This window comes from Aquimarina callyspongiae, from assembly GCF_034322225.1.
Lineage (GTDB): Bacteria > Bacteroidota > Bacteroidia > Flavobacteriales > Flavobacteriaceae > Aquimarina.
In genome coordinates this window covers 1-24,608 of record NZ_JAXLPA010000008.1, presented here as the reverse complement: position 1 = coordinate 24,608, position 24,608 = coordinate 1, and the positions used below count along the sequence as shown (strand labels likewise).

Annotated in this window: 13 protein-coding genes; 3 read left to right on the top strand and 10 right to left on the bottom strand. The window is 34.1% G+C overall.

Going from position 1 to position 24,608, the window contains the following annotated elements; translation table 11 throughout:
- Nucleotides 1–3: 3 nt before the first annotated feature.
- Entirely contained in the window at nucleotides 4–873 is an 870-nt protein-coding gene (locus U0D62_RS23775) for a M23 family metallopeptidase (RefSeq protein ID WP_322289858.1), read from the bottom strand.
- A 217-nt stretch (nucleotides 874–1,090) separates the two neighbouring features.
- On the opposite strand from U0D62_RS23775, the gene tatA reads away from it, so the two are divergent.
- Nucleotides 1,091–1,279 (top strand): twin-arginine translocase TatA/TatE family subunit, encoded by a 189-nt coding sequence (gene tatA / locus U0D62_RS23770; protein WP_322289857.1) that lies wholly within the window; start codon nucleotides 1,091–1,093, stop codon nucleotides 1,277–1,279.
- 175 nt (nucleotides 1,280–1,454) lie between these two features.
- Here the strand turns inward: tatA and U0D62_RS23765 are convergent, their stop codons facing one another.
- From U0D62_RS23765 to U0D62_RS23740, 6 genes are all read right to left on the bottom strand, one after another.
- Nucleotides 1,455–3,581, bottom strand: a complete 2,127-nt coding sequence (locus U0D62_RS23765) for a Tex family protein (protein WP_322289856.1) — start codon at nucleotides 3,579–3,581, stop codon at nucleotides 1,455–1,457.
- 143 nt (nucleotides 3,582–3,724) lie between these two features.
- Complete coding sequence (locus U0D62_RS23760; protein WP_322289855.1) at nucleotides 3,725–6,127, bottom strand: hypothetical protein; 2,403 nt, start codon at nucleotides 6,125–6,127, stop codon at nucleotides 3,725–3,727.
- A gap of 162 nt (nucleotides 6,128–6,289) precedes the next feature.
- Complete coding sequence (locus tag U0D62_RS23755) at nucleotides 6,290–8,674, bottom strand: hypothetical protein (RefSeq protein WP_322289854.1); 2,385 nt, start codon at nucleotides 8,672–8,674, stop codon at nucleotides 6,290–6,292.
- Nucleotides 8,675–8,879: 205 nt separating this feature from the next.
- Nucleotides 8,880–9,866: a DUF4837 family protein gene (locus tag U0D62_RS23750; RefSeq protein ID WP_322289853.1), complete on the bottom strand. Its 987-nt coding sequence runs from the start codon at nucleotides 9,864–9,866 to the stop codon at nucleotides 8,880–8,882.
- 73 nt (nucleotides 9,867–9,939) lie between these two features.
- On the bottom strand, nucleotides 9,940–11,568 hold the full coding sequence (locus U0D62_RS23745; protein WP_322289852.1) for a lytic transglycosylase domain-containing protein: 1,629 nt from the start codon (nucleotides 11,566–11,568) through the stop codon (nucleotides 9,940–9,942).
- Between the two features lie 201 nt (nucleotides 11,569–11,769).
- Nucleotides 11,770–12,954, bottom strand: coding sequence for a phosphoglycerate kinase (locus U0D62_RS23740; RefSeq protein WP_322289851.1), 1,185 nt, complete (start codon nucleotides 12,952–12,954; stop codon nucleotides 11,770–11,772).
- A gap of 208 nt (nucleotides 12,955–13,162) precedes the next feature.
- On the opposite strand from U0D62_RS23740, the gene U0D62_RS23735 reads away from it, so the two are divergent.
- Nucleotides 13,163–14,317, top strand: a complete 1,155-nt coding sequence (locus tag U0D62_RS23735; RefSeq protein ID WP_322289850.1) for a DNA polymerase III subunit — start codon at nucleotides 13,163–13,165, stop codon at nucleotides 14,315–14,317.
- Nucleotides 14,318–14,383: 66 nt separating this feature from the next.
- On the top strand, nucleotides 14,384–14,782 hold the full coding sequence (locus U0D62_RS23730; RefSeq protein WP_322289849.1) for a DoxX family protein: 399 nt from the start codon (nucleotides 14,384–14,386) through the stop codon (nucleotides 14,780–14,782).
- A gap of 128 nt (nucleotides 14,783–14,910) precedes the next feature.
- Here U0D62_RS23730 and U0D62_RS23725 read toward each other — a convergent pair whose 3' ends face one another.
- The 3 genes from U0D62_RS23725 to U0D62_RS23715 all read right to left on the bottom strand — a co-directional run.
- Complete coding sequence (locus tag U0D62_RS23725; protein ID WP_322289848.1) at nucleotides 14,911–20,118, bottom strand: SprB repeat-containing protein; 5,208 nt, start codon at nucleotides 20,116–20,118, stop codon at nucleotides 14,911–14,913.
- Nucleotides 20,119–20,331: 213 nt separating this feature from the next.
- Complete coding sequence (locus U0D62_RS23720; RefSeq protein ID WP_322289847.1) at nucleotides 20,332–21,288, bottom strand: PorP/SprF family type IX secretion system membrane protein; 957 nt, start codon at nucleotides 21,286–21,288, stop codon at nucleotides 20,332–20,334.
- 97 nt (nucleotides 21,289–21,385) lie between these two features.
- The coding region (locus tag U0D62_RS23715) for a T9SS type B sorting domain-containing protein (protein ID WP_322289846.1) at nucleotides 21,386–24,608 on the bottom strand (3,223 nt) is incomplete at its 5' end.

Here is a 24,608-nt window from a genome sequence, read left to right as displayed (position 1 = left end):
TAATTATTCAAAATCAATAAATTTTGATGGATCTGTAGGATGTCCATCTCTCCATAATTCAAAATGTAAATGAGGGCCTGTTGATAATTCTCCTGTTGACCCTGCAGTAGCTATTACTTCTCCTGCTTTTACCTGTTCTCCTTGTTGTTTGGTCAATGACGCATTATGCTTGTAAACAGTTAACAAGCTATTTCCGTGCTCCAGAATGATCACATGTCCTGTTTCTGCAGTCCATTCTGCAAGGATTACCATTCCTGCAGCTGCAGCTTTGATTGGGGTATCTTTTGGAACCGCTATATCAATACCGTAATGTTTTTCATTAACATTATATTCTGAAGTCAAATTTCCTTCTACAGGAGGGAATAATGAAAAGTCCGCACTGGATTTTTCGCTTTCAAACAAACTATATTTATCTTCTCGTGAAACCTCTTCGCGCAGTTGTATGTCTTCTGGAGAAGGGCTAAGATCAACTTCTTCCGGATTTAGTTTTTGAGATTGTATTGCTGAATCAATATCAAACTCCACTGTTTTTACATCACCGGTCAATACTTTTTTAATAGAATTATAATATTCCTGATTGATATTTATTACAGTTTCTAATGAATCTGTAGTTGAAACCAGACTTGTTGCTTTAAGGTTTAAGGATGTTGATGAATATCCCGGAATATATTCTCTTAAAGGAGTAAAGGCTATGAGTATTGTAGTAAAGGTAATTAAAAAAATACCTGTTATAGTAACTAGAACAAAGACATTAAGTCGATTTAGTTTAAAAGATATACGTTCTTCAAAAGTATCTTCATTAAGAATCACCAAACGATACTTATTTAATAACTTTTTAGCTATCCGTTTTTGTTCTTTTTTCTTTTTAGCCATAAATCTACCTCTTAGTCTAGTAAAGGGTTTTCAATTCAATCAAGCAGGTTCTCTTTCTCGCAAATATACATATTCTAGTCATTACTGAATATATGGCAAGGTATTAATATATTACTCTGAATTTTCGAAAAAATAACATTTAACATGGGTGTTTTTAACACTTTAAAGATTCTATTAACGTATTTCTTATTAACTTTGTACTTCAAATATTGATATCATGACGTCATTAACCATATTTTTAGGAATGTTCGGCCCTTGGCAAATAGTACTTGTTGTTGTAGTTGTACTACTTTTATTTGGAGGAAAAAAGATTCCTGAATTAATGAGAGGCCTTGGAAGTGGAATAAAAGAATTTAAAGATGCTTCTAAAGAAGAGGAAGATCCAAAAATTGATGAGAAGAATTAATTTCTATATTCAATAGTATAAAAAAACCCATCTGATGTCAGATGGGTTTTTTTATGTCTGGAAAGTATTGGCTGGTGTTTGTTTAGACCGTTTTAATCAAAAAGCCTCAATTAAAACCTTGCGAAACGATTGTTTCAGTAAATTGATTTCCTCAATGTTTACAGGTTTTTACACGTTAATCTATCAATGACAGTTGAATTCGTTTACGGTCAAGATCTATACTAACTACTGTGACCATTAAATGCTGGTTTAATTGTACTACTGCGTTCACATCACTTATATATTCATTTGCTAATTTTGAAATATGAATTAGTCCGCTCTCTTTTATACCAATATCCACAAAACATCCAAAATTGGTTATATTATTAACAATCCCCGGTAGTTTCATTCCTGAGGTAAGATCCTGAATAGTCTTTACATTGGGGTCAAACTCAAAAACTGATGCTGTTTTTCTAGGATCTACACCTGGTTTTTCCAGTTCTTTTATAATATCAGTCAATGTTGGTAATCCTACATCATCCGAAATATATTTTTGTAAACTAATCCCCTTTATTTTTTCTTTATTGCCTATTAGCTCTGATAATCCAACCCCTGCATCTTTTGCTATTTTAGAAACCAAAGTATATCGCTCGGGATGTACTGCAGAATTATCTAATGGATTTTTAGGATCTGTTATTCTTAAGAATGCTGCAGACTGCTCAAAGGCTTTTCCTCCTAATCTGGGTACTTTTTTTAATTCTTCACGAGATTGTAGAGCTCCATTTTCTGATCGATACGTTACTATATTTTCTGCAAGTTTTTCTCCAATTCCTGAAACATAACTTAGTAAAGGAACACTTGCAGTATTAACATTGATCCCTACATTATTTACACAACTCATCACTACTGTATCCAATTCATTTTTGAGTTTAGTCTGGTCCACATCGTGTTGATATTGCCCAACACCTATAGATTTAGGATCTATTTTAACCAGTTCTGCTAATGGATCTGCTAATCTTCTACCTATAGAAACTGCTCCACGAACGGTAACATCATAATTAGGAAACTCTGCTCTAGCAATCTTAGATGCAGAATATACAGATGCTCCGCTCTCGTTCACCATAAATACTTGAATAGATGTATCAAATGGGATCTTTTTTATAAAAGCTTCTGTCTCTCTTGCGGCCGTACCATTACCTATAGCAATTGCTTCAATTTTATATGCATTTACCAAAGATTTGATCTTTTTAATAGCATTCGTTATTTCTCGTTGTGGTGGATGAGGATATATATTTTCATTATGTAATAAATCCCCTTGTTCTGCAAGACATACCACTTTACATCCTGATTTAAAGCCCGGATCTAATGCTAAGATCCGTTTTTGACCTAATGGTGACGCTAATAAGAGTTGTTTCAGGTTCTGAGCAAATACCTGGATTGCATTATCATCTGCTTTCTCTTTTGTTTGGTTTAACACCTCTGTAGAAATAGCTGGTGCTAATAATCTTTTATAAGCATCTCCAGTAGCCAAAAAAATCTGATCTGTACAGGGTTCTACATTGGATTTAATCATGACATCATCAATGATATCCAGTGCACCATCTTCTGGAACGGTAATTTTGACTCTAACAATTTTTTCATTTTCGGCACGAAGTATGGCTAATAAGCGATGTGATGGACATTTATGTAATGGTTCTTCCCAATCAAAATACTGCTGATATTTTTGTGCATCTTCTTCATCTTTTTTGGCTTTTATCACTTTGGATGAAATAGTAGCTTTTCGCTGATATAGTCTTCTTAATCGGTTACGTATTTTTTCATCTTCGTTTACTAGCTCTGCGATAATATCTCTTGCTCCTTGTAACGCCATTTCTTCTGTAGTAATAACGTCATTAAGATATTTGGAGGCAATAAAAAGGATTTCTTCTTCTCTTTGTTGTAATATCACTTTGGCCAAGGGTTCTAATCCTTGCTCTTTGGCAGCCATCGCTCTAGTCTTTCGTTTCTTTTTATAAGGTAAATACAGATCTTCTAATATTATTAGAGTTTCTGCTATTTCAATTTTTTTCTGTAGTTCAGGAGTTAAAGCATCTTGTTCTTTAATAGCTTTAAGAATACTCTCTTTTCTTTTTTGTAATGTTTCAAAAGCTAATTTGTGTTTCACAATTTCACCAATAGCAACCTCATCAAGATCTCCAGTCATTTCTTTACGATAACGAGCAATAAACGGTATCGTTGCTCCATCTTCTAAAAGAGAAACTACATTGGATATTTGTTTTTCTGAAACAGGAAGTTGTTTACCAATAAAAGAAACTATATTCATATACTTGTTTTTAGAATCGCTAAATATAATGTCAAAAAAGAAAGATTATTTTATTGTAAGGAGAAAGTTTTCTACAATTTTTTGAAAGAATTATTCTTAGCGTTTTAAGTCTTTAGATTTTAAAGTGCTATGGTTATAAATGGTTAATGCTGATTTGTAATTTCTTTTCTTATAGTATGTATTTTAGAGATAAGACTACCATCACTTCCCATACCCTCAATAAAGAATATAATGTTATCTAAACCTGTATCCGGAATTTTAAAAACTACTACTCCATCTTTATTGGGTTGCAATTGTGGTATCCAATTTATTACACCATATTTTCTAAAACCAGAACTTGAGTAATTAATGTATTTAGGTGTGTAAAATTCTTTTATCGGTTCAAACCCCTTATCTATACCGTATTCTGTTATATAAGAATTTTGTTCTTTTTTATGATAGCCCTTTAAAGGTGTTTTTCTAGTATAAATAAATATAGTTCCAGCTCCACTTAATCCCGTTATCGAACCATTTCTGTCAACTAATATTCTATCTATATCTGCTGTTTGTAAATCTAGTAACACATCCAAATTAAATAATCTGAAATCATCCATGTATACTGATACACCCGCTCCATTAAACGTAACACTATTAATAGGAAGTATTGTAACTAGAGGTGTAGTGTTTGTATGATAACCATATTTTATTCTAAAACCTTTGGTTCCTATATAATCTAATATATTTGGGAAGTTTTGAGTGTCTTTTAAATTAATTTTTTTTGAGTTCCTCTTTACATTCTCAGAAATAAAAACATCATCTAACTGTTCGGATTTATCTGTTCCTTTAACAATAACTTCATCAAGTTGTTCAATATTTTCATCATAAAAAACATCTAAAATTTCTGCAAAATCTGGTATCGTCAGGTTGTTATTGATAACATTCTCAAATGGACTTGTCTGATATGGTTTTTTAAACCTATTCGCCTGTGCTTTTAAATACAAATTCGTTTTTGCAAAGCTTCCATTAGAGCGTATTCCAGAAAATCTAAGCTTATCACCTTTATTTAAAAACAGCTTGTCAATAGTAAAACTATTATCTGTAGGATCTAAATGTATAACCTGCCCAGTATTATTCTCAACCGGAAAAAGATAAACCTTTTCTATATTATTTACTTTGTTGTTCTGTACTCTTCCTCTTAATATCAATCCTCTATTAAAATCATACAAAATTTTAGGTTGCTTTGTAAAAACATTATTCCAATTATATCTGCTCCATCCTTGAGTAAGTAGTAAGAGGTCCAAATCCGATGCCTTACTATTCATTTCTGTAAAATAGTGCCTAGGGTTCTCTACAATTCCTTTTATATATGGTTTTAATAGCATTGCAGACAAAATATTATCCTGATGTGTATAGGAGTTTGTATCTTCTGGTAATACAGAAACGCTCAAATCATACAAAACATTTTGACTCTTCGGAACATTGATGCTCACAATTATAGAATCTTGATGTTTGTTTAATTCGGTTACCCGAACATTACTCATGATTCTATCTGTAGTATTAAAAATCAATCGCTCTAGTAAAGGAGTGTTATCATTAAAGAATGTTAAAATATTAACGCCATTGTACAGCTCTTTTTTAGGTAATGTAATGGTTTTTGATATTTCATCATTGTTAAAGCTTACCGCAATTTTTCTTGATTTTTGATTCTGGTGAACTAATAAATAATAATTTTTATCTGTATTATTTGTTAATGTAGAACTATTCGTATTAAAAACAATTTTGACATTGTCCTTTGTAATTGGATCAATATTAATGGTAATACCAGTATTTTTAATGTCTGTTAGAGGAGTAGCGACTTCTTTTCCGTTTGATAAAGTAATCCTGGCTTCATATTGTTTACCTATAACCGGACGAATCTTAAACTTTCCAAGTCCAAAACTGTTAGAAGTAAAACTAACTACAGTATTACCCTTATCATCTACTACAAAACCTTTATCAAATGATTTACCTCTACCTTTGTCATCGAGAAGTTTAAAACCTATTGTATTTTCTGTCTCAGAAACTATGTGTCCCCCTTCTGGAAGTAATTGAAAATCATAACTGGAGCTTTCTCTAACTTTTTCTGGTTGTAATTGCCCATTAAGGATTTTAATCTTTGCAGTAAAAGAATCATCCTCTATAAAATTATTCATCCAATTGGTAGAGATTCTTATATAATACTCACCACTACTCCAATTAGGATCTATTTTAATATTTCCCTTAGTGGTTCCTTCATAACCTAGAAACAACCCGCTATATACTTCGTTACCTGAAGTATCAAATAGCTCAACATTAAAATTAGTAGTTGCTAATGACGGCAATCCATTTTTTCTATCATATACATATCCTTTAAACCATATTTCATCCTGAGGCACAAAGGTGCTCTTGTTTAGGTGAAGAAAAACAGTTTCTCTAGGTATCTTGAAATATGTTTCTACAGCTTTTGCAGAAGGTATGGTTGAAGTAGTCTGTGCAATTGAAAAAAGTGAACAAAAAACAAACCCTAGCAGAAACACGTATGATCTCATAGATATTATAATTTAACCGCTCGAAAACTCCTCATGAAATATAGTTATCAGGTTTTCAACTAATTTTTACGAACTACCTCACGGATTTCTTTTAGGTTAAATATAGAAAATACAAGGTTGAATTATAATCAATCCAATGATTTTAACTCAAATCTATAGTGTTTAACGAATATCCAACGATATAAATTTAGACAGTAGGGTTCCATCCTCCTGCATTCCCTGAATATACAGATTCACTTTTTTTGAAGCTGTATTGAGTATCGTAAACGATGCATTACCTTGTTTGTCTGTATTAACATTAGGGTTCCAATGTATAATCCCATATTTAACAAAGACATCACTTGTATATGAAGCATATCTAGGCAGGTAAAACTGTTTTTCGGCCGTAAAGCCGAAAGGAACTTTAAATTCATTAAAAGTTACATCAGACCCTGTATTGCTCAAGTTTTTCTTTGTATAAATATAGATGACTCCTGCATTACCATCTCTTCCATAGCTGTTTTCTCGTTCTTTATGATATATTCTGCTTACATCACTTGTTAACATGCCATCTAGAATATCCAAATTTTGTGACTGTAACTGATTTCCATTTAAAAAAATAATTGGATCAGTCACCGTTCCAAGTATAAAAGAATCCTGTCCTCTATTACTTTTTTTAATTGTTAATCTTGCATTTTGATCTCTCCCTATCTGGAAACCATAAGTTCTTATCAAATCCGTAATCCTTTTAAATTGTTTTTCGGTTTCATCATCAATTATTCTACCATTAGCGCCTAATGTGAGTCCTCGTATATCTGTAAAGTCGTCTTCTTTGTCTTTTACAGTTTTAATCAAAACTTCTTCCAGCTCAACACTTCCTGTTATGAAGCTTTGCAATCCAGAAGCATTAATTGGATCAGCAATTATCTTTTTTGTATTAAGTTTAAACTTCTTAAAGCTTGGTGTTTTATCTGTTTGTGATGGTTCAAATCTTACAGAAACAGGAGCTTTTGATGATTTTCCATTTTTTAATAACGAAAATCTAACGGTGCTGCTATCTAGTAAAGCAAAGTTTTTAAGCTCTAAGGCTTTATTCTTACTCAGGTCATAACTCTCAAAGATTCCGTTTTCTAAAGATGTCAAACTTAATGTAGTACCAGCTGTTACATTTTTTTGATTGACATTTACAAACATCGAAATCCCTTGTTCTCTTTTAAATAATTCTTTAACTTCTCTATTAAAAATATCACCCCAACTGTATTTACTCCATCCTTGTGTTAATAATAAAAGATCTAGATTATATAATGATTTCCTATTGATATTACTAAAATATTGATCTGGGTTTTCGATCTCACCTTTGATATAAGGTTTAATTAAAAAAGAAGCGAATATATTTTCTGGATTCCTATTGGCAAGCGTTTCTTCTGGTAATACCGAAATACTCATGTTACTTTTTATTCCTTTGGTCTCCAGAGTATTTTTTAAGCTAACTTTTATCGAATCGTTTATGATTACAGCGCTTTGTATTTCTGTTTCTATCTTAGGAATAATTGTATGATTAAAAACTAATCGTTCTGCAACAGGATTAGCTTGATCATCAAAAAGAGTAATGCTATTTGTACCAGGATACAAATCTGAAAAAGGAATAACAAAACGTACTTCTTGATTATTATCTATAAAACTTGCGGGTAGTGCTTTAGCTTTTTTATCTTGATGGATAACCAGGTGGTACGCCTTATCTTTTATATTTTGATATGTGTCCGGATTGGTTTTAAGATAAACCAATAATAGATCCTTAGTAACATGTTTACTTGTACTTAGGGCAATCCCTCTTTTATTTGCCTCAGGAAAATTTATTTCTTTGGAACGACCATTTATCTTAATATATACTTTATAAGCTCTTTCTTTTAGTGGGGTTATAGTGAACTTACCTAAACCATAACTATTGCTCTTAAAGGTTGTAATAACTTCTCCCAGGTCATCCTTGACAATTGCTTCTGTAATATATACTCCTCTTCCATTAGCATCTGTGATTTTACATCCCACTACATTTAAAACATCTTGAACCAGATGACCTCCTTCTGGTAAAAGTTGGACATCATATTGCTCTGCAATAGCACTTGATTGTATCTGTTCTGAAGGGTTTACAATTTGGATTGTAGTTGTAAATGATTCATCTTCTATAAAGTTATTATCATACTTGGTATAGGCTTTTAAATAATAAGTCCCTGTTTTTATAGTATTGTCGATTAATATACTACCACTAGAAATTCCTTTCTCTGCGTAAAAAAGATTTCTTGTAAGCTCTGTACCTTGTGAATCAATCAAAGTCAAATATATATTTGAAATACTTAAAGCAGGTTTTTGAGTGGTTCGATTCCTAAGATATGCTTTAAACCATATTTCATCTCCAGTTACATAGGTCGTTTTATTAAGGTGAAGGTGAATGACATCTCTGTTTAATGAAAAATATTGAGTGTTGCTATCAAAGATTTTGTCTACAGCAGGGTGATTCTGTGCATAACTATTGGTTATTATCAATAGCAATACGATAATTGTTTTTTTCATTGAAAAATGAATCTATGTTAGTATATTTCAAATATGAAAACTTATTACTTATTAAATCGTTAATCAATGTTAACAACTGTTAAGTACTATTATAAGTTCAGATACAGGTTCTATTCTAAGGAAAACCTTTATTATCTATACATAAGTGTTCCTAACGTAAGATTTGTTACCTATTTTTCTAAATAAAATAAACTTAGACAATGAGTTACTCAAACTTAACTGTCTTCATAATAGCTTCCAGCTCAAACATATTATCGCGTTTATTGATAGAAGGAGCGAATACAAAACCTTCTAATACCAATAAACGGTTTCTGGTTTTGTCTTCGATTGCGTAGTTTACAAAAGGACCTGCCATAAATCGATCTTTAATTTCCCAGGTTCCTTTTGTTTCAAAAGTAAATTTACCATTAAGCCTAGTTTCAAAAAGATAAGGCGCATATGCCTTTTCTGTCATGAATTTACCTTCTGCAGAGGTAGGAATTTTAATTGCCCCAATTGAATCTCGCATTTTAATAATACTTGAAACAGTATTTGAATCTTTTGTGATTGTACCCAATGGCAATTCATAGATCATTAGATTCATACTTCCTTGCGGAATATCTTTACGAATCCAGAAGAATTTTTCTTCTTCGAGTGCTATACGATACGCAGTAGGAATATTAAGCTTAATCCCCATTTTTTCAGTTAACTGCGGGATTTTTTCTAACGACTTTTTTATTCTTTTTTGTTTCTCTCTAGTCTCGGTAAGTTTATATTTTAAAATGATCGTTTCAGAATTTTTTTGTATTACTGAAATGATCTCTTCATTTGTTTTTCCAGATATTACAGCTCCTATTTGTGGATTGGCGTACTTATTTTTTAAGATTGTAAAATTAGCCGCCTTTCCTTTTTGAATCTTCAGAAACGTTCTGTTTTTACGTGCAAATCCCGAAAACGCTTTCTCTGGCATTTGCCTCATAGAAAATAAAGGTTCTTCCTGTGGAAGTCCTGGTACTTCTGCCCCAAAATATTTACGAATCGTATCACCTACTGCTCCTTTCCATAATTCATCATCAACAATTACAGAAAGTTCATTTATTTTACCAACCGATTGCGCCATGGCACCTTGGTTCTTCGTATTATCTTTCTTTTTGGTTTCTGTACAACTAATCAGGCATAGTGCACAAATTATGGTCAGTGATAGCTTTTTCACAGGTCTAAGTTTTAGTAATTATTGGATTCTTTTTTATATCATTAACGGATTATCATATAATGATATTTACCAATTATGATTTTGATAATTTCAATTTCATACCTGGTTTTATTCCACTACCACTAATATCGTTCCAATTTTTAAGATTTTCGATAGTAATGCCTTTAAATTTTTGTGAAATGCTCCAAAGCGTATCTCCTGATTTAACAGTGTACACCTTAACATTGCTTGGTATTGCTTTGGCTACAGCCTTCTTAGTGCTCTTAGTTTTATTTACAAAAGGTCGTCTAGGGTATATTGTTAATCGTTGACCAATTCTTAGGTTATTACTTCGTAACCCATTCCACTTTTTTATCTGACTTACTCTTACTCCATATCGTCTTGCTATCTTACCTAGATAATCTCCACTTCGTACACGATATCTAATCCTGTCATTGGCTTCAAAAAACTTAGGTAACGGTTTTTCTCTTTTATCAAATTCTGCTTTTGCCATAGCATATATTTGACTTTCATTCGTTACAAAAGTTCCTATTTTATCTACTGGTAAACGCAATACGTAATTCTCATCTTTGATATATGGAATAATGTCTAGTTTATATGAAGGGTTTAAAAATTGCAGTTCTTCTATATCAACATCAATATATTCTGATACCTGATCAAGAGTGATCATTTGCTTTACTTTAATTGTATCTGTCTCAAAATAAACAACTTCTGGTTTTCTGGGTTTAAACCCATGCTTATCAGCATATTCAAAAATATACATGGTTGCAAGAAATGCTGGTAAATACCCTGCTGTCTCTCTAGGTAGATTATGTCTGATATTCCAGTAATTAGTATATCCTCCACTTCTTCGAATTGCTTTGGTAACATTACCCGGACCAGAGTTGTACGAGGCTAATGCCAAATCCCAATCTCCAAATACTTTATATAAACTGGCCAAATATTTACACGCTGCTTGTGTTGCCATGATTGGATCCATACGTTCATCAACATATGAACTCACTTCAAGACCAAACATTTTACCGGTACCATACATAAATTGCCATAAACCTGTAGCTCCCACTCTAGATTTTGCTCTTGGTTTTAATGCAGATTCTACAATTGCCAAATATTTTATTTCTAAAGGTATATTCTGATTATCTAATTCTTGTTCAAACAATGGGAAATAGAATTCGCTAAGCGCCATCAATCTATCTAAATGTTCATGGCGGTTTTTAAGGTAGTTCTTAATTACACTTTCTAAAGATGGATTATACTCCACGTTAAATGGAGTTTTTGCATTGAGCTCTGCTAATCTTGCTTTAAGAGTATCTGTAGGAAGATCTACGTATTCTACTGGTTCGTATTCAAGTTGGGTAACGGATTTGTAAATCGTATCAAAAAGGCTTGAATTATACATTTCCTGTTTCCAGAGCGAATCTAACTCTGACAATCTCGGATGATCTTTTGCCACATACATTACACTATCTTTTACACTTGTAGTGGTCAAGGTAGTGGTTTGTAATTCATCTCCAACGGTCTTGATAATTTTGGTAGTATCAATTACTTGAACAGTGTTTTTTTCTACTTTAAGATTCTTCTCTAGAAGAATATCTTTTGATGCTTTTTTAACAGGCGCAGTAGGGGTTGGAATGGTGTCTTGAGCTTGAAGAGAAGCCATACCAAAAAGAAAGCTGATAATCAGCGATAAGTTCTTAATCATTTTCCGAATCATTTACATTCAACTAGGGATAATAGGAATAACTAATAGGGCAAAAAGTAATGTTTTAAACTAATTATCAACACTACTCTCGCGAAAATCGTATTTTTTTTCTAAAACACAAAAAATCATAGCGCTAAAAACACAAAAAAATCAGTCTAAGTGACTGATTTTTAAGGTTTTTATGATTTATTGAGGTTTTTCTTACATAATTGCTGCAATTCCTGGAAGTGTTTTACCCTCCAGACTTTCTAACATGGCTCCTCCTCCAGTAGATACATAACTTACTTTGTTTCCAAAACCAAACTGTTTAACAGCTGCTACAGAATCTCCTCCTCCTACTAGTGAAAAAGCTCCCTTTTCTGTTGCCTCGGCAATAGAATTTCCTAAAGCTATTGTTCCTTTTGCAAAACTTTCAATTTCAAAAACACCTAAGGGACCATTCCAAAGGATCGTTTTTGATTCAAGGATCACATCATGAAATTTTTTGATTGTTTCTGGTCCTACATCTAGTCCTTGCCAACCATTAGGGATCATTCTAACATCCATTACTTCTGTATTGGCATTATTATCAAAAGCATCAGCTCCTAACACATCTACAGGAAGATGTACTTTAACTCCTTTTTCTTCAGCTTTTTTAAGAATTTCTAACGCCAATGATTGTTTGTCATCTTCGCAAATAGAATCTCCTATCTGTCCTCCTTGTGCTTTGATAAATGTATAGGTCATTCCTCCTCCTATGATAAGGTGATCAACTTTATCCAGTATGTTTTCGATAATAGTAATCTTTGATGACACTTTTGATCCTCCTAATACAGCAGTAATAGGTTTTTCTCCACTTTTAAGCACCTTATCAATACTTTCAATTTCTTTTGCCAACAGGCTACCAAAACATTTATTTTCAGGAAAAAATTGTGCGACTATCGTTGTAGATGCGTGAGCCCTGTGTGCTGTACCGAAAGCATCATTTATATAAACATCTCCTAGTTTTGATAATTGTTCAGCAAAATTAACATTGCCAGCAGTTTCATCAGGATGAAATCTCAAATTCTCAAGCAATACAACTTCTCCAGGATTTAATGCTGCTACCACATCTTCTGCTTCCTGACCAATACAATTTGCTACGTGCTTTACTTGAACTCCCAACACATCCGAAACTTCGTCAACAATATGACGTAGTGAAAACTCATCCTGTACTCCCTTAGGTCTTCCCAAATGTGACATTAAAACAGCGCTTCCTCCATCTTCTAAAACTTTAATAATTGTCGGTTTTGCAGCTTGTATCCTTGTATTATCCGTTACTTCGAAGTTTTCATTTAAAGGAACATTAAAATCTACTCGAATTAATGCCTTTTTTTCTTCGAAATTAAAATCATTGATCGTCTTCACGGCTCTTAGATATTTTTAGTTGTTATAAAGTTGATTTATGCAAAAATCACTCCATAATTAAATCATGAAATGATAAAAACACCGCAAAGTACTTAAAAATTAGGCGAAAAGAATAGTCTGCTATTACTTTTATCAATATTTAAAAAAAAGTGCTTTTTCACTATAAAAATCATATTCGGTTTTGAATTTTAATCAACTATATTTGCCTATGCTTTTCACAGAAATTTTAGGGTTAAAACATATCAAAAGCTATCTTACTACTAGCGCCGATCGTGGTCGTATACCTCATGCACAGCTTTTTGCAGGTCCTAACGGAAGTGGCACTTTACCCATGGCCATTGCATATGCTCAATATATATTATGTCAGAATCAAAATGGCGAAAATACTGGAGGTAACGCTGCCTGCAATATAAAGTTTGATCATATAGCGCATCCTGACCTTCATTTTGCATATCCAGTAGCAGTAAATGATAAAGTGAAAAAGCACCCCACTTCTGATCAATTTGCAGCAGAATGGAGAACTTTTATCAAAGAGAATCCCTACGGAAGCATTTTTGACTGGTATCTTTCTTTAGGTATTGAGAAAAAACAAGGACAGATAGGTGTTGATGAGGCATTAGATGTTGTGAAAAAACTTTCGCTCAAGAGTTATGAAGGTGGATATAAGGTAATGCTTATTTGGATGGCAGATAAAATGAATATCTCTGCTTCAAATAAACTCCTTAAGTTAATCGAAGAACCTCCAGAAAAAACAGTATTTATTCTTATTACAGAAGATGAAGAACAATTAATCCAAACCATCAGGTCTAGATGTCAAGTGCTTCATTTTCCTCCATTAGGTGAGCAAGTTATCCAAGAAGCTATTCAAAAAACCGAGAATATCACTGATACAGAGGCTTTAAAAATAGCTCACCAAGCTAATGGTGATTATAGCAAAGCATTGCACTTAATGCATCATGATGGTGGAGATGATCAATTTGAAGATTGGTTCATTCAATGGGTTCGTACAGCATTTAAAGCAAAAGGCAATAAGTCAGCAGTGAATGATCTTATTGTTTGGAGTGAATCGATTGCAGGAGCCGGAAGAGAAACTCAGAAAAAATTTCTTAAGTATTGTTTAGACTTTTTCAGACAGGCAATGTTACTTAATTATGGCGCTGATGAACTGGTGTTTTTAGAACCCAAAACTGGTGGTTTTAAACTGAAAAATTTTGCGCCTTTTATCCATGGAGGAAATATTATGGATATTAGTGATGAGCTGCAAAATGCTATTTATCATATCGAAAGAAATGGTAATGCAAAAATTATTCTAACAGATTTATCTATTAAGCTTACTCGTTTGCTTCACAAAAAAAGTTCTTAGCAATATAATAAGTAACTAAAGATATTTTCGTCTTATATATAAATTACATAACTAAATCATCACACTATGGATAATTTTATGACTCATATCGTCTCTATAACTATTTTACTATTCTTACTCATTACTTTTTTGCAATCTGGTGTCGACAAAGCTATGGATTGGAAAGGAAATCTTGGATGGCTAAAAGAACATTTTTCAGCTACTTTTATGGGTAAAATGGTTCCGTTATTATTAAGTATTATTTTGATTTTGGAAATAATTACGGCTTTGCTATGTATAATGGCAATCTATCATCTAATAGCAGATAATAATAGTTGTTTTGCCGTAGGAGCTATGTTTTTGGCTTGTATTACTCTTTTGATGTTACTATTTGGTCAAAGAATTGCCAAAGATTATCAGGGAGCTCTAACAATCACTTGCTACTTTATTGTTGCAGTTTTTGGATTGTATGTGATTAGTGCTTAAATCCGTTTTTATACATTAGAAAAATATTATAAACCTAAAAAGGAGAGCTATGCATAGCTCTCCTTTTTGTTTTTAGTGCTTACCTGTATTGAATACAGGTAATTGTTATCTTCCAATTTCCTTAAAAACTATCGTTTCATAAGCTTTACAACCGTTTCTTTACCTGTTTGATTTATCACTCTTACAAAGTATATTCCGCTCTGTAATTCAGAAACGTTAAAAGACTTTGAGCTAGTTTCTAAAACTTTTTTACCAGTCATATCATACATTAGAAGTTTTTCGAACTGTGCATCTACTTCAACAACATCTACTGCCGGGTTAGGAGTTAAAGTAATTTTTGGGCTTTCTATTTCATCCACTCCTAATGTATTTCCTTTTGCTCTAAAATAATACGTTTGTGTACTATTAACCGTTTTATTAGCAAATTGTATTACTACTCGATATTCGCCAGTCTCTGTTATTGTGCAAGAAGGGCCTGTAGCTATTTCGAACCAATCAGAACTACAACTTGAGTCTGTAGTTGGGCAATTTTCATCTAATTCTATTGAACAAGAAATATCATCTAGTTTTTCCCAAACTACAGAAAGTACATCAACAAATGGCAGATCTAGTATTTCTCCATTTTCGTTCTCAATTGTTATTACAGGATAGCTTTGGCCTGTTAAGGCACAGAAAAGAATTTCATCTGCATAATCCGTGATCGGGTTTTGATTGTCTGCCGGTAGCATTACTACTTGTTGCATTATTTCACAACTATTGGTATCTCTTACTCCAACAATATATGTTCCTGGTGTAGCAATTATAAAGCTATTAGTACTCTGGTACGCAACAAGAATTTCAGAACTTGTTCTCAGTTCATATTCAAATACTCCAGTACCTCCAGCTGCATTGTTTATTTCGATCATCCCATCTGCCTCAACTGTAATCGGTGTGGTAGTGGTTTCAAAAGTTATAACAGGCGATTCATTAATTGTCACTGTACCGGTAATTGTACATTGTTTAGCATCTCGAACCTGATAATTATAAGTTCCTGCTCCCAATCCAATATATTCAGTTTGATTGCTAAATGTAGAGTCATTAAAACTGATTTCATAAGGAGCTACTCCCACAGACGGATCTACCGTAATAGTTACAGAACCATCTGACTGCCCATTACAACTAATATCGTTTACCACTGCGTTTGCTACAGGGTCAAAAACAGGTGTTATAGTAGTTACATTACTTTCTGTCACACAACCTTCAACATCTGTTACTCTAAATTGATATGTACCAGGCATATCGGTAATAAAAGAAAGTTCTCCTGTTGTAGAAACATATCCACTTTCGTTTATATTAACTTCTAAAATATTGCTTCCATTACCTCCTTCTATTACAACATCTATTATAGCATCAGGGCTTACACTACAATCTAAGTCTTTGGTTAACGTTGTAGAGATGGTTAGTTCTGGTTGAATTGTAAAAACTAATGTCATAGTAATACAGTTATTATTATCTATAACTAGCACTTCATGCGTACCAGGAATTAAATTTCTTATTTCAAAAGTATTGGCTGGTGCTGGTGCTCCTAAGAATGTAACCGCAGTTGGTTCATCTCCATTCAAAATATAGATATAAGGACCTTCGCCTCCTGTTATGGTAATCCATTGACTTGCTTGATCCATGGCATCATAACACGTATCTCCTCCGCTAACCAAAGCAATTGATGGAGGAGCAAGCTCTGCAATGATTTCTGTATTCATGACCTCACAAGCTGTGGATGGATCATTACCATCTCTTACAAAAACAGTATATACACCAGGTACTAATCCAGTAAATATAGGATTGGTATTTGGGTAATCCACAATAACGGTTCCATCAATATATTCAAGTCTATATTCATAATTTCCTCTTCCTCCTGCAGCCTGGACTAATATGGTACCTGTATCTGATCCACAAAAAGATTCTGTTGGTACCGTATAAAAGCTTAGAGGGTTCTCTGACTCTGTAATTATAATAATATCTGTCGCTGTACAATTTGTGATATCATCGGTAACAGTAATTGTATATGTACCTGCACTTAATCCATTTATATTTTGAGTGGAGTTTGTTTCTCCAGTGCTAAGTATTCCCCCTGTAACATTTCCTCCAGTAATATAATAACTATAGGTTGTTGAAGTCAGATCAATACCTGTAATAGTAAATGCTAAAGAGCCATCAATATCTCCTTTACAGATAGGTTCTGAAACTAAAGAACTGTTAAGCTCTATAACATCTATATTTTCAATAGTAAAGTCTTCAGAATAAATACAACCATCACTAGTAGTCCTGGCTTCAAAAGTGTATGTTTCTCCCATAGATACAGCGGTAAATACATTAGAAGTCTGCCAAGTTATTGATACCGGTGAGACAATCCTGTATTCAAAATTAGTTGCTCCATTGGTTCCTACTGCCGTCACAGTTACATCTGAAGTCAATGCCGGACATTGCACCTGGGTTGTAGCAAATGCTAAATCAGTTACTTCCTGAAGAGGATCAATGGTCATTTCTCCTAAGTTAACTGGACAATCAACCGTATCAGTATCTCTAATATATAATATATATGTTCCTTCTGTTAAACCTGTAAAGATTCCTGTAGTATTAGTGAAATCTATACCATCAATACTATACTCATAACTACCACTACCATTTTGAGGATTGATAACACTAATTTCTCCTAATTGTGGAGTGACACTTGAACCATTAAAATCACAGCGATAATCTTGAGTGATTACTATATCTGCAGTTATAATTGAACCTGTGTTTCTTGTGATTGAAGCTACCTCACTACAACTAGGTACCGGACTAATTGCTAAATCGGTAACAGTTATCTCGTAATACCCTTTAGAAATATTAGTAAAAACATTTCCACCTGCACCTACTTGAGTAATAGGGCCTACTACAGCACCGCCGCTATCAGTGCCGGTAAGTACAAAAATAAAATTACCTGGACTAGCAGCAAAATTCGAGCCTCCAGAGACTGTAGCAGTAATTTCTCCGTTAAAGTCCTGACAAGTAGGTTCAACAGTAAAATCAGCATCTACAAAAAGTTCTTCAAAAACCGTAATATTACCAGAGCTCGAAGGACATCCATTCTCATCATATACAGTTACTGTATACGTTCCTGGAGCCGTCACAGTAAATTGGTGTTCTGTTGTACTCACATTACCTGGTACAGGAGTATTATTATCCAACTGATAGGTTAACTCTCCAGCACCAGAAGCAATTGCTGTAAACGTATAATTGTTATCAAAGGTGCAAGGATCATCTACAAATAATTGTAACGGATCCAGGATTGGTGCAGGAATCGTTGTAACAGTCACATCTACTGGTCCAAAAGTACAGAAATTACCATCCATTATCCAGATATCAAAATCACCTGCAATGTTACCAAGATCAATTACATTACTAGTGAGCGGATAAACACCTGGGTCTCCAGCCCCATTCGTTACTAATGCATACAGATATCCGTCATTTGAATTATGAATATTATGACCATATCCTCCTATAGTTTGTAATGTTACCGAGGCATTCGTACCACAGCTATTTGCCGGTGTTTGCGAAATAATTGTTGATTCTATTGGTGTTGGTATCATTTCAAAGTCATGTCTTGTAGGACACGCTGTTCCACCTACTTCCTGTACAATTACATAAAAAAGCCCTTCAGGTAAATATGATATAAGTACTGGAACATTATCTCCTGTTAAACCCGTGGCATTTCCAGAATATCCATCCCCTAAAGACATGTTTGTAAATTCTTCAAAAACTTCCCACGAAACTTCAGTCACCGAAGAGTCATATCCCGAAATTTCAAAAAATATTTCTCCATCGTTCAATGGTTGAGGAGCATAACAAGGAATTCTAAAAATATCAAAATTTATTATTTCAGGTTCTGAAGGTTGACTCACTGCAGATAAAGTTTCTATATATAAACAACCCGTTGCAGTATCTTGTATTTCATAAATGAACGAGGTATCAAAAGGAAGGTTTACAAGCTGGTGGTTACGTTCTGGAACACCTGCAGAAATAGGCAAACCATTTAACGGAACAAATGTTCCCGAAGGATATTCTCTAATTACAAACGGACCTGTTCCTCCAGAAACATTAATACTTGCAGCTACGCCATCTACACATGAAGCTGTCGAATTTGCCGTAATCGAAAATAAAGGCAATGTATTAATAGTATATTCTTTTTGAATACCACATCCATTAGCGTCATTTACTACAACGATATATTCTCCAATATTAAGGCCATTAAAAGATATAGAATTATTTACTGTAGGTCCTGTTGGATTTGGTGATGTTGTCGTAGCTAAGGTATTATCTTCATTTAGTAAACGATATGTATATGGAGGAGTTCCTCCTGTAATATTGGATAGATCGATAGATCCCAAAACATTTCCTGAGGCACTACAAGAGATATCTGTACTATTTTCTGAACCAATGACTATAGCTTGAGGTTCGAAAATTGTAATATCTAATACAATTGTACAATTGTTAGCATCATTTATAGCGACTGTATGATTTCCTATTGGAACATTACTAAAAGTGATCGTGTTTTCTACTGTTGGTCCTATAGTAATCAAATCATCAAGCGTATATGTATAAGGTTCTGCACCTTCAGTAACAGTTACTTGAATCGATCCAATATCTCCACTACAAAAAGGATCAATGACCATCACATCTGCTTCAATTCCTGAAATTGGAGCAATTGTTATTTGTTGGTTTTCTATACAATCTCCATCAAAAGAGAGTACTTCAACATTATATGTATCAGGAGTAAGTTCTACAAATGTGTGATTTGAATTAGTGGTTGGCCCTTCTGTAGCACCAAAAGACGATGTAGTACTACTAATATTGTATGTATAATTGGGTTGACCATCGGTGACTTGAATTTGAATTTGTCCAAAATCACCTGATCCATCCGCTGTACAAGTAGGATCATATCCAGTTATATTAAAAATTGGGTTGAAAGAATTTACCGTTCCATCTACACTAAATATGCTGTCGGGCACTGCACTATCAATGGCATATACAGTGAAGTTATATGGGTTTGCCTGAAAAGGTATTGTAAAAACTCCTGTACTATTTATAAATAAATCTATATCTTCAGGCAAAGTTGGTATAGGATCTGATTGTAACCTTATTAAGAAACGTAACGCAGGGCTGTCAATGTTATTGACAGTTACACTACCATCATTACCACAATGCATGTCTACGATATCAACAGTTGGTTGATAATCGTTACTGAAAACTTCAGTCATTCCTATGCTTAAAAAAGCAATGAACATTAAAGTTTTAAAAAGTAATTGTTGTTTCATTATTCCCCTATTTTTCTTTTATAATCTTTTTAAATAAAATGTGTGTTTGTTAGTGTCATTAACCATCAAAATGTTACCCATGATTTCTAAAGAATTTTATTCCCTAATAATATCTTTAGAGAGAAAAAGTGAGCGCGCTAAGCTACTATTTTTTAAACATAAAAAAACCACCCTGTTTGGGTGGTTTTTATTCGTATATAAATTTTTATTTTTTTAATAAGTACATCCACATTTACTTTGTCTACATCCAAAATCAAATCCTAATGTGATCAAATGTGATCCTGCTCCACCAACTGGTTCAAAGACTTCATTTACATTAATCTGATACCCGTAGGCAACATAAAAGTTAGCCATCTTAATCCCTAACATAGGGGATACCGATAACGGTTTAAAGTCCTGATCTACCAAAGAACGAACACTTACACCTGCCCAATAGTAATCCCCGCGATTCATTTTACGAACCTTAAGGTTTAAATCTGCCGTAGAACGACCATCTCCAGCAAAATTCTGATACAATACTGATGGCTCTATCTCTATATCACTAAATCTATGGTAAAAAGTATATCCTGTATATAAATAGTAATTCTGTATCGTAGCAGGTTCTGTGGGATTAAAATCATCGATCTCCTTTTGTAAAAGATTCACAGCGTTTGCACTTAAGAAAAACCTTCCTAAGCGATATAAAAACCCAATGTCAAAATTAGAATTGTTTACCGTTACATCAGCTAATCCAGGACTCACCGGATTATCAGGATCTCCATTATTAAAATCAGAAGTATCAATACCAAACTGTGTGAATTTATAACTAATACCAAAAGATAAATATTGGTTGTTATATTCATTAAGGGTTAAGTGATGCGCAAAGGATAGTTGTACCCCTTTTTGCGTTGTAAACCCGTTTTGGTCATTAAACAGTATGGCTCCAACTCCTGAACGATCCGAAATCCTTCCGTCAATAGACAGTGATTGTGTTCCTGGAGAGTCTTCGATACTTACCCATTGTTCAAAACCAGAAGCACGTAGCTGCCAGCAATCTCCAATCCCTGCATAGGCTGAAGATATCAAATATGGATTGTCAGCGATATACTGATTTTGAACAGGGGCAAAAAACTCCTGTGCCATAGCGCAGTAACTTGCAAATAGACTAAATATTATAATATACTTTTTCATCTAACTTCAATATTACGGATGAGTATTTTTAAGTAGGTTGATTGGTAAATCGATTTTGTTTTTTTAAAACACTCATCCAGCCCTTTAATAATACATTTTATCTATATAACGTAAAGTGTCCTGTAAACTCTCTGTTGTCAACATCATTAAGAATCACAGTAAACCAGTAGTCTCCTGAAGGAAGCTCTTTACCTTGATAAATTCCATCCCATCCTTTGTCTTCTCCAACAAATTCTGCAAGTAATCTACCATATCTGTCAAATACTCTTACTTCCATATTTTCAAAGAAGAAAGGATCACTATCATTAGGAGAAATCTGATCTGGATACCAATAATCATCACTTCCATCTCCATCTGGTGTGAAGTAGTTAGGAATACGAATATTGATATACGTAAGAAGTTGTGTTGCTTGAACTTCACAAGCCATATTATCAACAACTCTAAGCGTATAGTTTCCTGTTTCTCTTATCGAGAAAATATTAGAATCTAATTCTCTTTCTGGTTCTCCTTCAAATGTTACAAAGTATGTGAAATCTCCACTTCCACCAGTTACTATGATTTCATATTCATTAGGGTCCTGTGGATTACCTGTCATTTGTGCTACAGGAAGTGACATAGGTGTATATTCTTCTATGATAATAGTTCCTACAGTAACAGAACATCCGTTAGCGTGAAGCATTGATCCTTCATACTCTCCTGGATTAATCACAAAAGTACCCGTCATACTATCACTCGGAACAGGGTTAGCTGTACCATTAATACCTGTTAAGGTATAAATGATATCTGTTGTTACAGAATTATCTCCTAAAATAAAGTCGATATAATATACCGGTGCTTGTGTCACTGCTCCAGTAGTCGAATCTACTACAGGACAATCCATTCTGTTGCTTAATACAGCGTTCAGCATTACTCCTGGTTCTATATCAAGATTTAACGGAAGTTCACAATTACTACTGTTATTAGAATCTCTAATAAATAAGGTAGTAACACCTCCTGGAAGATCTGTGATCACAAGGTTTGTTGGATCCACAACTGGTTGGAAACTTCCATCCACTCCAGTGATACTCCAGAAATACCCAGGAACTCCTCCTGTAATTGCAACGGTAGCAGTACCATCTGCAAATCCAGCACAAGACTCTGGTGTGGTTGATGAAATCGTAGCATTGATTGCAGGTGGCTCATTAATGATAATATCCAAAATAATAAATGGACATCCATTATCATCAGCCAACTCTACTCTATAAGTATCTGCTGGTAAACCATCAAATATATGCTCTCCTAATACACTATCACTATCATCTTCAATGAAAGTAAACAATGCATTTCCTGCACTATCAAATAATGAGAATACATAATTAGGTGTACCTCCGGTTGCAGTTACGATAATTCTACCATCTACCTCACCATTACAGGTAATATCTTCAGCTACTGCTGTGGCTATAAACTCTGTAGGTTGTGTAATGGTAAACGGAACATCTTCTGGTCCACAATCTTCACTGGTTACACTATATACATAATCCCCAGCTAAAAGATCTCCAAAGAAACTAGTGGTTTGTGGTCCTATATTTACTGCTGCACCTAAATAATCTGTACCTGTTAAGGTGTACATATAGTTTCCTAATCCTCCTGTTACTGTTGCATCTATTGAACCAGTCGCTTCACTAAAACAGATAATGAAGGTATTGTTTAGATCTAATGTTACAGCTAATGGTTCTGGTTCTCTAACTGGTACTGTATTAGAAGGAGAGGATACACAACCATTACTATCTCTTACAAAGAAGGTATAATCTCCTGCGGCAAGGTTCGTAAATGTAAATGGATTCGCTCCCGGAACATAGTTCACACCATCTGAGCTATACTCATATGGCGGTGTTCCTCCTGCAGCTGTTACTTCAATATCAGCTGTAGGATTAGCACAAGAAGGATCTCTTACGGTATCTACTGTAATAGTAACCTCTGTAGGAGCATCAATGGTAACATTAGCCGTAGCCGTACAATTCAAATTATCTGAAACAGTTACTATATAATCTCCAGCAGCCAGATCAATGAATGTATATGAATCTGTTGTACTCGAGAATTGTGTAGATTGTGTTCCATCAGGGAATGTAAGCATAAAGAAATATGTACCTGTTCCCTGACCTCCTGAAGCTGTTGCTGTAATTGTCCCATCAACACTATCAAAACATAATAGTGTACTGCCTGGAGCAACTACTGCAATTGCATTTGGAGGAGTAATTGTAATTGGATCTGTTACTTCACAATTATTACCATCTCTAACTCTAACTACATAATCTCCTGCATCAAGGTTCTCAAATAATGTCACACTTCCAAATGGCACTAAAATAGCTCCTCCAGATGTTTCCAATTGATAGCTTAATGTTCCTGTACCTCCGGTAGCTACAGCTTCTATCGAAGCATCATCTCCTGGGTTACAAGTTTCATCACTTACTAGGTTTGTAGCTAACATTATTTCGGATGGGGAAGCCAAAGTAACTGTATTCGTTGTCTCATCACAGAATGGAGTGTCTAACGCTTCTACAAATATTTCATATGTACCTGCTGGTAAACTTCCTATTAATAATGGATTCGCAGTTGTATTTCCTGCTCCACCACTAGATGTACCTGTGATTGTATTCGTTATTGTATAGTTATATGCTCCTGTATATCCTGAAACATCTAAACTAATCTCTCCATTAGTATCACCAAAACACATTATGTCTGTTACTAAAGTAGCACTAGCAACAATAGTATCAAACGGTAGTACTTCATATGGAGCTGTATCGATAGAACATCCTGTATCTAAGTCAGTGATTCTAAAGATATAAGTTCCTACTGCTGGCAGATTAAAGTTTCCACTGGTAGTGGTTCCCGAAGGATCTTCTGCCACAGTCTGTACATCGGCTCCTCCAACTGGTAATAAATCAAATTGGAAGCCATTGGTATTTCCGGTGATTCTATCGACCGATACCGTTACCAGTTCTGCATTAGGCGCATCACAAGTGATTCTATCGACCAGGGTAACCACAGGGTTACTCATAATCGGGAATGGACCTACATTCTGAGTAGGAATGGTAAAGGTACAGTTGTTATCATCAGTAATAGTGATATCATAACTTCCTGCTGGAGTATCCAGGATAATAAACTGTGTTCCGGTTACTGGAAGGTTGGTTCCAGAAATAGGACCTGTATAGGTAATACTATATGGAGCAACACCTCCTACAATATCCACGGTAATATCTGGTAAATCTTCTGCATTACTTCCATTACAGCTATAAGTACCCAGTGTCGGGGTTGCTCCTAATGGATCCGCCGGATCGATT